This window comes from Prochlorococcus marinus CUG1435 (genome assembly GCA_017644375.1).
GTDB lineage: Bacteria > Cyanobacteriota > Cyanobacteriia > PCC-6307 > Cyanobiaceae > Prochlorococcus_A > Prochlorococcus_A marinus_AH.
The window spans coordinates 930,871-944,626 of the sequence record JAEPLP010000001.1 but is presented as its reverse complement, the minus strand read 5'-3'; the positions used below and the strand labels follow the sequence as shown (position 1 = coordinate 944,626).

The following is a 13,756-nucleotide window of genomic DNA, read 5'->3' as shown; positions in this document are numbered from 1 at the left end:
CTCATGAACGATATCTCTGATTACATCCAAAGTGAATTAATAAAAACTCCATTTAATCTATATAACCTAATTGCTAAATACATAGAATCTAATAACAATACTAAAGTAGCTTTTGTTGGCGGTTATTTAAGAGATTTATTAATTAGTAAATTCCACAAAAAATCGTTTTCTAAACCTGTAGATATTGATCTTGTTATTGAAGGATCCTCTATTTCTCTTGCCAAATTTATAAAAAAAAATATTGTAAATGTAGATTTATGTTTAATCAAGGAATTCAATTTATACAACACTGTAGAAATAAATATTAATAACTATAAAATTGATATTGCTTCTGCAAGAAAAGAAATTTATTCTGCTCCAGGCTTAAATCCCACAGTAAATAAAAGTACTATTGAGGAGGATCTTAAGAGGAGAGATTTCACTATAAATTCAATAGCCTTCGAGGTCTCGACAAGGAAAATATATGATCCTTATGGAGGGATTTCTGATATAAAAAGTAAAAGATTAAACTTACTTCATAGTAATAGTATTTCAGATGATCCAAGTAGATTAATTAGATGTGCAAAATATGCTTCAAGGTTAGATTTCAATATTTCAAATAATTCCCTTAAACAATCTCAAGAAACAGTTAGACAATGGCCATGGAAAAGTTCAGAAAATCATCAGAAAATGATTTACCCTCCTGCACTAGGCATACGAATAAGGATGGAACTAGCTGAAATATGCAAACACGATAATTTGACTAATGTGATTTCGATAATTCATAAATGGAAAATTATCTCAATCTTAAATGAAAATATTAAAGTCGATAAAAGATTTTTAAGAGGACTAAATTGGATAAAGAAGTTAAAAGGGAATCATATACTTTACTTATTAAAAGATTCAGAAGATTTAGAAAAAGCATGTCAAAGATTTTTGATAAATAATACTGAGATAAAAATATTAGAAGATTATATAAACATCAAAAAGATATTAAATACAAACCAAAAAAATTTCAATCATTTTTCTCCATCAAGTTGGACAGAATTTATTGAGGACAAAAACCTTAATGATGAGACAGTCAAATTATTAATTTGTGATGGAGGACCATACTGGCGTAAATTATTTAAGTGGTTATTTATTTACAAATTCATAAAATCAAAAAAAGATGGAGAAACATTAAAAAAAGAAGGATGGGACCCAGGGAAGGAGATGGGAAAGGAAATTAAAAGATTAAGATATTTGGAAATTGACAAATTAAATAGAAATTAATTACATTTTTACAACCTCTCCAACCTTGTACCATTTATCCTTTAAAACATTTTCATATTTACGATTGCAACTAATCAACAAGGGTCCACATGTTTGAGGATCTAATAGTAATGATATTCTCTCGTTAAAAGTCTTTTGATCTAATGAATTTTCGTTTAAAAAATTAATTATTCTTTTCTGCTTATTTACTTTATAAATTTTGTCAAAAATTTCTTTATTAGATTCAAAGAAAGTACTTTTAACGTCTTTTCTTATTAAATCAAATACTCCAGGATAAGCTTTAAATGCAAATAAATCTAATAAAACTTTTAGTGGCTCAAGATTATTGCTTTGCCTATATAAATTAGATGATTCAACCATTTCTTTAAGATGTCCAATAAATCCATATCCAGTAATGTCTGTCGCAGCATTGACTAATGATTCTTTAAATTGATTTTGAAAAAGATAAATTTCATCAATCAAATATTGCTGACTCTCTACTAAATTATTAATTATTTCAGAAGAACTACCTAGCATATTAATATTTTGCATTTGACCGGCAAAGTAAATCCCAACGCCCAGAGGTTTAGACATCATGAGAATATCTCCAATATTCATTCCAGATTTAAGCCATGGTTTTGCTCCATTTTTTAAAATGCCTTGAACTGTTAAAGAAATATCTATTCCTAATGAATAAGGTTTATTTACTAAACTTCTTGCCTCGAAAGTATGGCCTCCAAGTAATTCACCTCCATGATCCTCAACCGTTGATTTAATACCTTGAAGTGATTGAGAAAAGAGGAAACTCTGAAATTCCCTTTCAACTTTTGGTAATGAAATTAAAGCCTGCGCGGATGAAAGTTTTGCTCCGCATGCCCACAAATCTGAGCAAGCATGCAAAGTAGTAATTTTTGCATTAAGCCAAGGATCACTTACCAAAGCAGGAAATCCATCTACACTTTGCAAGATAATATCTTGACCATTTTGATATATCTCAACTGAATCTTCAGGTGATGAGGCGAAAGAATTTAGATTAGAATTAATTAATGATTTATTCAAAACAAACTGAGGAATTTTAGCTGCACATCCTCTGCAATCATTCAACGAAATATTTTTTTCACTACTTTTCATAATTAACCTTTTTGATCTGAACTTTTTAATAAAGTTGAGATCAATTTTATACTTTAAAATCCAAAAAAGAAAAGAAGGGCCAAAAACAAAATTGCGATAAATAGCAAAAGACTTTGGATGATGACTTGGAAATATATTTACTATTTGCAATCCGATCTTCTGAGGAAACCACTTTTTTAATGATCTTCCTTGTATATCTTTTTTTAGATTTTGGACTAATGTATTTACAACTTTTACTGCAAAAACTCCCGATGCTGGTCTTTTTGCTGAACCTACAACTGCACAATCACCGACAGCAAAGATTCCAGAGAAACTTTTTATCTGCAAATTCTGATTGGTGATTATTCTGCCATGAGAATCCGAATCTAATAATTTTTTTTGTACCCATAAAGGAGATGTATTTCCAGTACATAACAGAATCTTGCCATGATCAAAATTAAGTTTTTCAACTAAATCAATATTGGAATTCCGTAAACTTTTTAGAATTTTATTATTAATTTTTCTTGAATCACATAATAGTTTTAAAGCTCTATCTCCCCATCTTTTTCTTAAAGCATATGATACTTCAATTGCAGCAAGGCCACTTCCAACAATTACAAATGGAAGTTCATTAACTGAATCAAAAATGTCCTCTTTTAGTATTGATTCATAAGCCCTTAAAAAAGGTTTAATTGAAAAAGCATTTCGATTTTTAACTAGTGATTCAAATTCTTTTGGAATTATTGTTTGACTTCCATAATTAATCACCAACTTCGAATAATTAACTGAAGGTCTTTTACCTAAAACAATTTTCTTTAAATTGAAATCAATATCCGTTACTTCTTCTTCTATAAAAGATACTTTTGCATTTTTTGCTAGAGATTTTATATCAATTAAACTCTCTTCTAAAGCGATTGATTTTGAAATCACCGATGGGAACATTGCCGAATAAACCAAATGAGAATCTCTGGATATAATTGAAACAGGAATTTCTGGCATTAATTTCGGAAACATTAACCATTTCTTCAATAAAGAAACATTTGAGTGTCCTCCTCCAATTAGTACCAGATGATTAAAAGTCATTTACAACACTATGAATAAAGAACATTTATTACCAATTGAAAAATCAAGATTAGGAGTGATTGGTGGAAGTGGATTTTATTCAATGGATCAAATAGATTACTTAAGAGAACTAGAAATCGATACTCCCTATGGTAAACCTTCTGATTCAATAAAAGTATATAATCTTGGGAATCTAGAGATAGCATTCATTCCTAGACATGGCAGAACACATAGATTAAATCCTTCTGAAATCCCTTACAAAGCTAATATTTGGGCTCTAAGATCAATAGGAGTAAGATGGATTATTGCTCCATCAGCGGTTGGTTCATTACAAGAACAGATAAGGCCACTTGATATAGTGGTCCCAGATCAATTTATAGACCGGACAAAAAATAGACCTGCAACCTTCTTTAACGAGGGAGCAGTCGCACACGTAACCATGGGAGATCCCTTCTGCACTAATTTATCACGTATATTAAGTGAAATCGGAGAAAAAAATATTCCTGGCGGTAGACAATTGCATAGAGGGGGTACCTATCTAGCAATGGAAGGTCCCGCTTTCTCCACTAGAGCAGAATCTAATTTATATAGAAGTTGGGGATGTTCAATAATTGGAATGACTAACCACACAGAAGCAAGATTAGCTAAAGAAGCTGAAATAGCTTACTCTTCGTTATCTATGGTTACTGATTATGATTGCTGGCATCAAACCCATCAAGAAGTTTCTGTAGAGATGGTTTTGGATAATCTTAAATCAAATACTGAAGTGGCTAATAAAATAATATTTGAAGTAGCTAAGTTAATTGAAAAAGAAAGACCAAAAAGCAAGTCTCATTTTTCATTAAAAGATGGATTAATAACCCAAAAAGAAAATATCCCAAGCCTTACAAAAGAGAAACTTGGGATATTTACAGATTCTTATTAGGCTTATTTGATATTAGTGATTAGCAGGTCAGGTAAGGATTTGTTAGCCTCCAGCTCCAACGCCTTGGTATGAACCATAGAAGAATATTCCTAAAACGAAGATAACTGCAATTCCACCTGCTGTAGCAACAAGCCATAGAGGAAGAGTTCCTTCAGTCCATCTTCTTTCCCATGCAACTGCTGGTCTACCGTCGGGAAGTCTATCTGGAATTCTTCCATCAGGTCCTTTTAATTTACTCATAGTTTTAATTTAATTGAAAAAGTAACTGGAAAATAAAATTCCCAATACAAAGACTGATAGTAAGCCTAAATAAAGGCTTGTACGATTAAGTTCAACTGGAACTTTGTTAGGATTTTCGTTTACTTGCATGATTTTTAAATTTATCGGGCTACGAATTGCATAGCAGCAATGGAACCTAAAAAGAATACTGATGGAATAGCTAGAGCGTGAACTGCTAACCAACGTACAGTAAATATAGGATAAACGCGGACTTCCGCAGCCTGCATTGGAGCTTGAGAATTAGTCATTGTTATTTTGTTCTTAAATCTAGTTGAGATTTAGCTTCATATCTTTGTGTTACGACAGGTGCTTTAGATTCAGATGATTGGAAATAACTATCTGGACGAGGAGTTCCGAAAGCATCGTAGGCTAAGCCTGTATATACAAATAAGAAGCCTGCTATAAAGATAGCTGGTAATGTTACTGCATGAATAATCCAGTATCTAATACTGGTGATTATTTCAAAGAATGGGCGTTCACCCGTTGAACCTGCGGCCATAATCACAAATGTTTACCTTATGATCTTACAGTGTAAAATCATAAGTTCGCGAAGAAATTAACAGGTTGGTTACAGACAGTTGCTAAATCTTTCAAAAATTAATTTTTTTTTTACTATTAACTCGAGTTATTTAAAATTAGCTATTCCATTTAAGGATATAACCACGCTCGCCTAGTACAAATCCTTTTTGATTGTCTAAAGCATCCTTATCGAGAAAAACTATTTTAATGTAGTTTGTAGGCAATTCAGAAGCAATAGGATCTTTATTCCAAGTTTTTCCTTGATCTTTACTTACTATTAAAGTTCCATTACCCCCGCCAGCCCATATATCACCATTTGGATCCCACCCCATGTCTAGATAATTGTATCCATTAAGAATTGGTATAATAGGCTTTGACCAATTTTCTAGATCATTAGTATCTTCATTAAATCTAATTTCTGCGCCTCTAGAAAGCATCCATAAACTTCCTTCTGGATTAAAACCAATACTTTGAACTCTTTTGCTACTGGCTCTTTGATGAGCTATCCATGCATCACTGTCATTTTCCAAAGTAGAAAAGAAATTACCTAGACTGCTTACACTGACATAATCTCCTTTATTGGTTCTTCTTAAATCTCTTACACCTCCAGAACCAGATGCATCTACAACTTTTGCATTCCATGATTCGCCACTATCTGATGTTTCATAAATAGCACCTGCAGTGGTGGCCAATTCTGCAACACCAGCATCGACAGTTGTTATTAGAAATGGTTGGCCTGGTAATTTGTTACCAAGAGATAGGCGTGTCCAATTCTTTCCTGCATCAAGTGTATGCATAACTAATGAAGGCTGACCTATTAACCATCCCTCTTCCCCTTTAAAATCTATATCTAGAAGACGAAAGTTCTCTTCACTAGGTAAATCTAAATTTCTTTTTTCCCAAGTTTCACCTCCATCATTAGACTCCATAATAAGTCTATTAGAACCTACTAAAAATCCATTTTTATCATCTATAAAATCAACATCTAAAGCATTAGCCTGGTCCTCAAACTGAATTGTTTTCCAAGGGCTGCTATCACTCATCTTTACTCCTGTAGATGAACAACTGCTCAATACAAAACAAATAAGAACTGATAAAAGAAGATTGGGAATACTAGTAATAATTTTTTTCATTTGTATATATTAATGCAAAGAGTACAAAGAAAGAAACATTGCAGCCGCAAACGCCAGACCTCCAAAAATCAATATGTTTTTTTGTCCAGGAGGTAAACTATTAAAACCAAACCCATAAACTAAATTTTCTTCAAAACCACTAGGTTTAGATTTAGGACCTATATCCTTATAAAAATTTTTACCAGCTCGACAAACAGGGCATGCGAAGGTATTCCCATCTAACTCTGAAAAAGGAGTATTTTTAGGTATGTTTAATTTTTTATTTCCTTCAGACGGATCATAAATGTATCCACAACTTCTACATTCGAATCTATTTTGTTCTAAATTAAGAGTAGGTTTTTCAACATTTACTCCTGTGGAGTTTTCAGAAAGGTCTTCTTTCTGAAAGTCTTCAACTATTTTGTTTTCCTCAGAGGCTGGTTGAATGTTTTCACTCACGGTTTATTATTGTTCTTTAAGAACTTTAAAAGATTTTGCTTAATTAAGCGACTTTTATTCAAAATTAATTTTTTAAGATGTTTTTATTAACTGGCTATGAATACTTTTTAGGTTTTCTTCTAATTGCCGCAGCTGTTCCAGTATTAGCTCTAGTTACTAATCTCATCGTTGCCCCAAAAGGCAGAACAGGGGAAAGAAAACTTACATATGAATCTGGAATGGAGCCTATTGGGGGAGCATGGATTCAATTTAATATTCGTTATTACATGTTTGCCTTGGTTTTCGTTATATTTGATGTTGAGACAGTATTCCTTTATCCTTGGGCTGTTGCCTTCAATAGATTAGGCTTATTAGCTTTTATTGAGGCTTTAATCTTCATAGCAATACTTGTTATTGCCTTAGCATACGCATGGAGAAAAGGTGCTTTAGAATGGAGTTAAAAAATTGAACCCACAATTATCCCCAAAAGCAATAAGAGAAATTCGAGAAGGGACTTGCAACCCTCTTGGGGCACCCCAAGTTACTACAGATTTAAGCGAAAATATTATATTGACAAGCTTAGACGATCTTCATAATTGGGCCAGACTAAGCAGTCTATGGCCTCTCTTATACGGAACAGCTTGTTGTTTTATAGAATTTGCTGCCTTAATTGGATCAAGATTTGATTTTGATAGATTTGGATTAGTACCTAGAAGCTCACCACGGCAAGCAGATCTAATAATAGTTGCAGGGACAGTAACAATGAAGATGGCACCCGCGCTTGTAAGACTTTATGAACAAATGCCTGAACCAAAATATGTGATTGCCATGGGTGCTTGCACAATCACAGGCGGAATGTTCAGCGCAGATTCTACAACTGCTGTAAGAGGAGTTGATAAATTGATACCAGTTGATTTATACCTTCCAGGATGTCCACCAAGACCAGAAGCAATTTTTGATGCTGTTATTAAATTAAGAAAAAAAGTTGGTAATGAATCAATTTTAGAGCGCACAAAAACAGAGCAAACTCACAGATACATAACATCTGATCATGAAATGAATCTCGTTTTCTCTGAAAATACAGGTGAATATCTAAACAAAACTTCAGCTAACGTAATAACCCCCTCCACAAAAGAAAAAATAACCGAATTACCTGAAGATACCGAAAAAACTGAAATTATTAATCCTGTAGAAGATTGATGGAAAAAGACGGTACAGCCACATCCTCAGATACTTCAATAGAAAAAGAAGGGTTTATAAGCCAATCTTTGTCTAAAGATGGAATTCCAAATCAATCTTTATCTGATGATCACATAGGAATTGAAAACATTTCTGTGGAACCTAGCAAATTATATGAAGCAGTATCTGCCTTAAAGAATTACGGTTTCAACTATCTTCAATGTCAAGGTGGCTATGATGAAGGACCAGGTAAAAACCTTGTAAGTTTCTATCACTTTATAACTGTCGATGACATACAAATAATTGAAAAAATTAAAGAAGTCAGATTAAAAGTCTTTTTAAAAAGAGATTCTGATTTATCAATCCCTAGTTTGTATAAAATTTTTAAAGGGAGCGATTGGCAAGAAAGAGAAACTTATGACATGTATGGAATAAATTTTATTGACCATCCAAATCCGAAAAGGCTCTTAATGCCTGAAGATTGGAGAGGTTGGCCATTGAGAAAAGATTATATTCAGCCAGACTTCTATGAATTGCAGGATGCTTATTAATCAATTTAATTTTTTTAATTTGCGATAGATAAACATAACTGCTCTTGCAAGTCTTCTAGGATCATGTCTAAGAGTTGGAGTTATTCTTCTTGAATATAGAGGTGCCTGCAAAACATAATAACCCTCAGATAATAATTTTTCTTTATTACATTTAACAGGTTCGGCCCCCCTACTTTCGTAATACTCTACTAGTGGTGACTTTTCAAATTTAATCTGAGATAAGATTGCGTTAAAAATTCGAGCATTAACTCCAAAATTTGATAGTTGTTTTTCTATTGATTTGATATGTTGATAAACGTCAAGTCCATCTGTTTCTCCAGGCTGAGTCATCAAATTACTTATGTAAATTTTCGGCGCATTACTTTGCAATAAAGCATCAACTATTTCTGGTACAAGCAAGTTTGGCAATAAAGAAGTGTATAGACTGCCTGGGCCAAGAACAATTAAATCAGCTTCTTTTATAGATTCAAGGGCACTAGGAAGTGCCGAGGGATTTTCTGGTAAGTAACCAATCCTAGAAATTAATTTTTTTGATTTGCTTATCTTGCTTTCGCCAAAAATTTTTTCACCATCCTCTAATTCGGCCCATAACATAACATCAACATTGGTGGCAGGTAAAACCTGACCCTGTACTGCTAAAACCTTACTAGAAGCTTGTACTGCTTTTTCTAAACTACCTGTAATTGTTGTTAAAGCTGACAAAAAGAGATTTCCAAAACTATGTCCTTCTAGTCCACTTCCTCCTGAAAATCTATATTGAAATAATCTAGTTAAAATTGGTTCTTCGTTTGATAAAGCAGCCAAACAATTTCTGATATCTCCAGGAGGTTGGACACCTAATTGCTTTCTTAGAATTCCACTACTTCCTCCATCATCGGAGACAGTTACAATTGCTGTGATGTTGCTGCTGTAGTTTTTTAATCCCTTCAATAAAGTAGATAAGCCAGTACCACCGCCAATCGCGACAATATTGGGGCCTCTATTTAATTTACTCTTAACTCTTAATGCATCAACTAAAAAAGTACTTTTTTCTGGAACTAGCGCTTTTTGAATAGCATTAATACTTCTATTTTGTCCAATCCCGATTAATAAAAGTCCAACAACAAAAATTAATGGCCCCAATAGTGAAACAGGCAAGATACTAGTTAAGCTCTTTATTATCCATATAAATACTTCAATAAGCCAATAAAGAGGTCTTAAATTTGCCCAAATTGCAAGGCCTAATAATGAAGTAATGAATCCCACTGCAGATGTAATCATCCATCTTTTGATTACCAATCCTGGTAAAAGCCAACTCAAGATTCTTAAAATTTTCTTTAAAACAAAATTAGATTTTTTAAAATCCTTATAGTATCTTCTTATTATTTTTTTTCGCTTATTCATTAAGAACCTCTTAAATTATTTTTCTCGAATTTAAAAACTACATATAATCATTATAAATCAAATTCATACATGCTTTTTTTATTTATAAAAAAAGGCAATATGTAAAATGAAATGACTTTTTTAATTTAGGTTTTGAAAAAATCAAAGCATGCAGTATTGACAAAAAACCTCTCGATAAGTTGGGGGGAAATTAATGTACTTAATCAACTAAATTTTGAACTAAATGAAGGAGAGAAATTAGCTATTGTTGGTCCATCAGGTTCAGGCAAATCAACTATTTTAAAAATACTAGCAGGCCTAATTTTACCTACCAAAGGAGAATTAAGAATATTTGGTGAAAAACAAAAATATCTAAGACTTGATCAAAATAATCCTCCTGATGTAAGACTAGTTTTTCAAAATCCAGCATTATTAGGATCTTTAACTATTGAAGAGAATGTAGGTTTTCAACTTAAAAGAAATAAAAAACTATCTAAAAAATTGATTAATGAAAAAGTAAGTGAATGCTTGGCTGAGGTAGGGTTATTTAATATTGAGGATAAACTTCCCAATGAATTAAGCGGAGGAATGCAAAAAAGAGTAAGTTTTGCTCGAGCTTTAATTACAGACCCAACTATTGAGGAAAAGACTAAACCTTTATTACTTTTTGATGAACCGACTGCTGGTCTTGATCCTATTGCCTCATCAAGAATTGAAGATTTAATTAATAAAACAAATGATAAAGCCAAAGGATCATCTATTGTGGTTAGCCATGTTCTGAGTACTATAGAAAGGACTTCAGATAAAGTTTTAATGCTTTACGGAGGTAAATTTAGATGGGCAGGTTCTATTAACGAATTCAAAGAAAGTCATGATCCTTATGTATTTCAATTTAGGCATGGGAAACTTGATGGTCCAATGCAACCCAAAGACATTTAGAAATTATGCGTAGAAGCTTACAAGATTCAATAGTTGGATTTTCCTTGTTGGGAGGAATTTTAGTATTTACATTTTTTTCTTTCTGGCTTAGAGGCGTAAGGATATCTTCAAAAAATTGGCATATATTTGCAGAATTCAATAATGCAAGCGGCCTATCTAAAAGATCTCCAGTTACTTACAGAGGAATTTTAGTAGGAGCAGTGGAAGATATCTCATTTACTAATGAATCAATTAAAGCAAAAATTGTTTTGAAAAATCCTGACCTTATTCTAACTAGACCAACATTTGCAAGGGTAGTAACGAATTCTTTCCTCGGAGGAGATGTGCAAGTAGCTTTAGAAACTAGCGAAAAAATAATTCCTAAAAACATAGAAAAGCCTATATCCCAAAAATGTGATACCAAATTAATTATTTGTCAGGGAGATATTATCACTGGGAAACAACTATCAAGCCTTTCAAATATAACAAGTAGAATAAGCCAACTTCTAAAAGAATCAAATCAAGAAAACCTAATTGAGAACATCGTTAGATCAATCGACAAATTTGATCAAACACAAGAAAATCTTGATGAATTAATTTATTTATCAAAACAAGAAATCTTAAGAATTGAACCTTTGATAAAAGAAATTACAATTGCTTCTAATCATTTGAACAACATTTTATCTACCATAGATGACGAGGAAACTCTTAATGATCTCAAAATGACAATTAATGCTGCAAAATCTATCTCCAGCAAAATAGATTATGTGAGTAATGATTTTGACAAATTAATTAAGGATAAAAAATTAACTAAATCTATAAGAGATTTAGTGATTGGACTTTCAAAATTCTTTAACGAAATTTATCCATGAGTAATATTAGAATTCATTTATAGCGTTTAAAGCAATTGATGCGATTGCTTTATCTGAAGCTTTTGGTAGTTGTACATATTTACCTTTAGCTGCCTCTGCTAGTTCTTTACCAAAGCCGCTTGCAATAAATTTCCTCTCAGTATCAATTATCAACAGTTTTATCCCAAGCATTGGATATTTTGCTGCGATATCAAGAACCTCTTGTTTTAAATCGATATTTTCATTTCCTTTATCTTTTGCTTCAACTTCATTTTGTCCTAAAGATAATCCTAATGGAACATTCCCTCTTCCATCAGTAATCCCAACAACGATAACTTGACCTATGTCTCCAGTAGAAAGAGCATTTTTTGCTACTTTCGCTGATTGTGTTAATCCATGAGCTAAAGGTGATCCACCTCCGCAAGGCATAGTTTCTAGTCTTCTTTTTGCTGCGGTTATAGACCTCGTAGGAGGCAAAAGCACTTCTGCCTGATTACCTCTAAAGGGAATAAGAGCAACTTCATCTCTATTCTCATATGCCTCAGTCAAAAGTCTGATTACAGCACCTTTTGCACTTTGCATTCTATTAAGAGCCATAGAACCACTAGCGTCAACAAGAAAAATAACTAAAGCCCCTGCCTTTTTTTGAAGAAGCTTGGCTCTAAAATCATTTTCTTCAATAACTATTGATTTATTAGGGTTCCTTAATCTTCTCGATTTTTGATAAGGAGCTGCAGCTCGCAAAGTCGCATCAACCGCAATTCTTTTAACTTTACCTCTTGGAATTATAGGTTTCACATACCTTCCTCTACTATCACTGAATATTACTGATCTACTTCCGCTATTGCCTGCTTTTGCTTTAGCTGATGAAAAAAGCAATAAATCAGGATCAACCATACATGCTTCAGGATCTAATATGAATTCTTCAGGTATTTCTGGAGTAGATTCTTCTTCTCCATCAGAATTATCTTCTTCTTTTTCTTGGTCTTGCTCATTATCATTTTCATTAGCCTCAGGTTCAGACTCTTCATCGTTAGATTGAGGAGGCGGTGGGGGACTCTGGTCCTCTGGAGGGGGGGGTTGAATATCATCATCTTCTGGAGGAATTTGCATTGCTCGTGGGAGAATAACTAACCTAACTGCGACTTTTAAGTCTTCAGAATTTACATTCTCATCGCCTCGAAGAGCTGCATTAGCCTTTGCTACTTTTACTGCAAATAATTCTGACCTATGCCCTTCTACTCCTCCTCTAAGAGCTTCATTCACTAAATAGGTTATTTGCTCTTTAGTTATCTTGACATCCTTTAACCATTGCCTTGCCAAAATTAATTGAGTGGATAAATTATCAGATTCTTCAGACCATTTTTCTGAAAATTTAATGTTATTTTCTGCGTGCGATAAAACAGATTTTGTAATCTCAACTCTTTGCGCATTATCAATAGATTGATCAGCGGAAAGCACGATGGCAAAACGATCTAAAACATGATCTCTAAGAGCACCTTCTTCAGGATTATAAGTTGCTATTAAAAGTGACTTACAAGGATGAGAAAGGCTTAAACCATCTCTTTCAATATTATTTTTCTCTCTTCCTGTGGCTTCAAGAATTAAATTTACAATTCCATCATCCAATAAATTTATATCGTCTACATAAAGAACACCTCTATGAGCCTCTGCTAAAATTCCTGGTTGAAACACTTGTTCCCCAGTACTTAATGATGCAGCAACGTCAATTGATCCAACAAGCCTGTCTTCAGTTATGCCAATGGGAACTTGAATAAATGGAGCCTCTCTTACTTTTTTTGGAATTTCCTCAATTTGATTCAAATAATCACTTCCAATTACCTCCTCCAACAATTTATTAGTACTAATATCCCATTCTTCTGGTTTATCTGGATTCAGGTTCCTACCAATAGGTCTCAATGAAGTATTACTATTTCTCTTAGTTAGCTTTTCCAGTATAAATTCATTATCTAATACTTCTATAGGAGGGAGTAAAGTATGCAAACCCCTAGCTAATACTGACTTACCAGTACCTCTTCCGCCAGCGATAATAACTCCTCCTAAACTTGGATCAACTGCTGCTAAAAGCAAAGATAACTTCAATAAACTATGACCTGTAATTGCCGCCAAAGGGAAAGCTCTAAAAGAATCCTTTGACTTCATCAAATCTTTTATTTCTCCTTTTTCTTGTAACTCGGGGTTCAAAATCAATTTAAAAAT

The 13,756-nt window shown here is 33.0% G+C and carries 16 protein-coding genes; 7 read left to right on the top strand and 9 right to left on the bottom strand.

From position 1 onward, the window contains the following. The first annotated feature begins 3 nt into the window (after positions 1-3). Positions 4-1,251, top strand: a complete 1,248-nt coding sequence (locus JJ844_05245; GenBank protein MBO6975083.1) for a CCA tRNA nucleotidyltransferase — start codon at positions 4-6, stop codon at positions 1,249-1,251. Here the strand turns inward: JJ844_05245 and selD are convergent, their stop codons facing one another. Continuing rightward, positions 1,252-3,423, bottom strand: a complete 2,172-nt coding sequence (gene selD, locus JJ844_05240; protein MBO6975082.1) for a selenide, water dikinase SelD — start codon at positions 3,421-3,423, stop codon at positions 1,252-1,254. A 10-nt stretch (positions 3,424-3,433) separates the two neighbouring features. On the opposite strand from selD, the gene mtnP reads away from it, so the two are divergent. Beyond that, positions 3,434-4,327, top strand: coding sequence for an S-methyl-5'-thioadenosine phosphorylase (mtnP, locus tag JJ844_05235; GenBank protein ID MBO6975081.1), 894 nt, complete (start codon positions 3,434-3,436; stop codon positions 4,325-4,327). A 42-nt stretch (positions 4,328-4,369) separates the two neighbouring features. Here the strand turns inward: mtnP and JJ844_05230 are convergent, their stop codons facing one another. The 6 genes from JJ844_05230 to JJ844_05205 form a co-directional block, all read right to left on the bottom strand. Then, positions 4,370-4,567, bottom strand: a complete 198-nt coding sequence (locus JJ844_05230) for a photosystem II reaction center protein J (GenBank protein MBO6975080.1) — start codon at positions 4,565-4,567, stop codon at positions 4,370-4,372. Positions 4,568-4,576: 9 nt separating this feature from the next. Continuing rightward, positions 4,577-4,696, bottom strand: coding sequence for a photosystem II reaction center protein L (locus JJ844_05225; GenBank protein ID MBO6975079.1), 120 nt, complete (start codon positions 4,694-4,696; stop codon positions 4,577-4,579). 11 nt (positions 4,697-4,707) lie between these two features. After that, the gene (locus JJ844_05220) at positions 4,708-4,854 is read right to left on the bottom strand and encodes a cytochrome b559 subunit beta (protein ID MBO6975078.1); all 147 of its coding nucleotides are present in this window, start codon (positions 4,852-4,854) and stop codon (positions 4,708-4,710) included. 2 nt (positions 4,855-4,856) lie between these two features. Continuing rightward, positions 4,857-5,105 (bottom strand): cytochrome b559 subunit alpha, encoded by a 249-nt coding sequence (locus JJ844_05215; protein MBO6975077.1) that lies wholly within the window; start codon positions 5,103-5,105, stop codon positions 4,857-4,859. Between the two features lie 136 nt (positions 5,106-5,241). After that, complete coding sequence (locus JJ844_05210; protein ID MBO6975076.1) at positions 5,242-6,258, bottom strand: photosynthesis system II assembly factor Ycf48; 1,017 nt, start codon at positions 6,256-6,258, stop codon at positions 5,242-5,244. A gap of 9 nt (positions 6,259-6,267) precedes the next feature. Further along, positions 6,268-6,696, bottom strand: a complete 429-nt coding sequence (locus JJ844_05205) for a rubredoxin (protein ID MBO6975075.1) — start codon at positions 6,694-6,696, stop codon at positions 6,268-6,270. A gap of 77 nt (positions 6,697-6,773) precedes the next feature. Between JJ844_05205 and JJ844_05200 the strand changes: the two genes are divergently transcribed. Genes JJ844_05200 through JJ844_05190 form a run of 3 tightly spaced genes read left to right on the top strand, consistent with a single transcriptional unit; the run spans position 6,774 to position 8,405 of the window. Continuing rightward, a complete protein-coding gene (locus JJ844_05200) occupies positions 6,774-7,136 on the top strand; it encodes an NAD(P)H-quinone oxidoreductase subunit 3 (protein MBO6975074.1) in 363 nt (120 codons plus the stop codon). 31 nt (positions 7,137-7,167) lie between these two features. Beyond that, positions 7,168-7,875 (top strand): NADH dehydrogenase subunit K, encoded by a 708-nt coding sequence (locus JJ844_05195; GenBank protein ID MBO6975073.1) that lies wholly within the window; start codon positions 7,168-7,170, stop codon positions 7,873-7,875. Continuing rightward, positions 7,875-8,405, top strand: coding sequence for an NAD(P)H-quinone oxidoreductase subunit J (locus tag JJ844_05190; GenBank protein MBO6975072.1), 531 nt, complete (start codon positions 7,875-7,877; stop codon positions 8,403-8,405). Before JJ844_05195 ends, JJ844_05190 begins: the two co-directional genes overlap by 1 nt. On the opposite strand, the gene JJ844_05185 is transcribed toward JJ844_05190, so the two are convergent. Continuing rightward, complete coding sequence (locus JJ844_05185; protein MBO6975071.1) at positions 8,406-9,788, bottom strand: YvcK family protein; 1,383 nt, start codon at positions 9,786-9,788, stop codon at positions 8,406-8,408. A 132-nt stretch (positions 9,789-9,920) separates the two neighbouring features. Between JJ844_05185 and JJ844_05180 the strand changes: the two genes are divergently transcribed. Both JJ844_05180 and JJ844_05175 read left to right on the top strand, forming a co-directional pair. Beyond that, positions 9,921-10,706 (top strand): ATP-binding cassette domain-containing protein, encoded by a 786-nt coding sequence (locus JJ844_05180; protein MBO6975070.1) that lies wholly within the window; start codon positions 9,921-9,923, stop codon positions 10,704-10,706. A 5-nt stretch (positions 10,707-10,711) separates the two neighbouring features. Then, positions 10,712-11,557: an MCE family protein gene (locus tag JJ844_05175; GenBank protein ID MBO6975069.1), complete on the top strand. Its 846-nt coding sequence runs from the start codon at positions 10,712-10,714 to the stop codon at positions 11,555-11,557. A 6-nt stretch (positions 11,558-11,563) separates the two neighbouring features. Here JJ844_05175 and bchD read toward each other — a convergent pair whose 3' ends face one another. Then, positions 11,564-13,747: a magnesium chelatase ATPase subunit D gene (gene bchD, locus JJ844_05170; protein MBO6975068.1), complete on the bottom strand. Its 2,184-nt coding sequence runs from the start codon at positions 13,745-13,747 to the stop codon at positions 11,564-11,566. Positions 13,748-13,756 lie beyond the last annotated feature (9 nt).

Excerpts from the sequence above, each read along its gene's own strand:
- JJ844_05190 (MBO6975072.1), top strand. The coding sequence starts at position 7,875 with ATGGAAAAAGACGGTACAGCCACATCCTCAGATACTTCAATAGAAAAA.
- JJ844_05245 (MBO6975083.1), top strand. The coding sequence starts at position 4 with ATGAACGATATCTCTGATTACATCCAAAGTGAATTAATAAAAACTCCA.
- JJ844_05225 (MBO6975079.1), bottom strand. The coding sequence starts at position 4,696 with ATGCAAGTAAACGAAAATCCTAACAAAGTTCCAGTTGAACTTAATCGT.
- JJ844_05210 (MBO6975076.1), bottom strand. The coding sequence starts at position 6,258 with ATGAAAAAAATTATTACTAGTATTCCCAATCTTCTTTTATCAGTTCTT.
- JJ844_05215 (MBO6975077.1), bottom strand. The coding sequence starts at position 5,105 with ATGGCCGCAGGTTCAACGGGTGAACGCCCATTCTTTGAAATAATCACC.
- JJ844_05185 (MBO6975071.1), bottom strand. The coding sequence starts at position 9,788 with ATGAATAAGCGAAAAAAAATAATAAGAAGATACTATAAGGATTTTAAA.
- JJ844_05175 (MBO6975069.1), top strand. The coding sequence starts at position 10,712 with ATGCGTAGAAGCTTACAAGATTCAATAGTTGGATTTTCCTTGTTGGGA.
- selD (MBO6975082.1), bottom strand. The coding sequence starts at position 3,423 with ATGACTTTTAATCATCTGGTACTAATTGGAGGAGGACACTCAAATGTT.
- mtnP (MBO6975081.1), top strand. The coding sequence starts at position 3,434 with ATGAATAAAGAACATTTATTACCAATTGAAAAATCAAGATTAGGAGTG.
- JJ844_05230 (MBO6975080.1), bottom strand. The coding sequence starts at position 4,567 with ATGAGTAAATTAAAAGGACCTGATGGAAGAATTCCAGATAGACTTCCC.
- JJ844_05200 (MBO6975074.1), top strand. The coding sequence starts at position 6,774 with ATGTTTTTATTAACTGGCTATGAATACTTTTTAGGTTTTCTTCTAATT.
- JJ844_05220 (MBO6975078.1), bottom strand. The coding sequence starts at position 4,854 with ATGACTAATTCTCAAGCTCCAATGCAGGCTGCGGAAGTCCGCGTTTAT.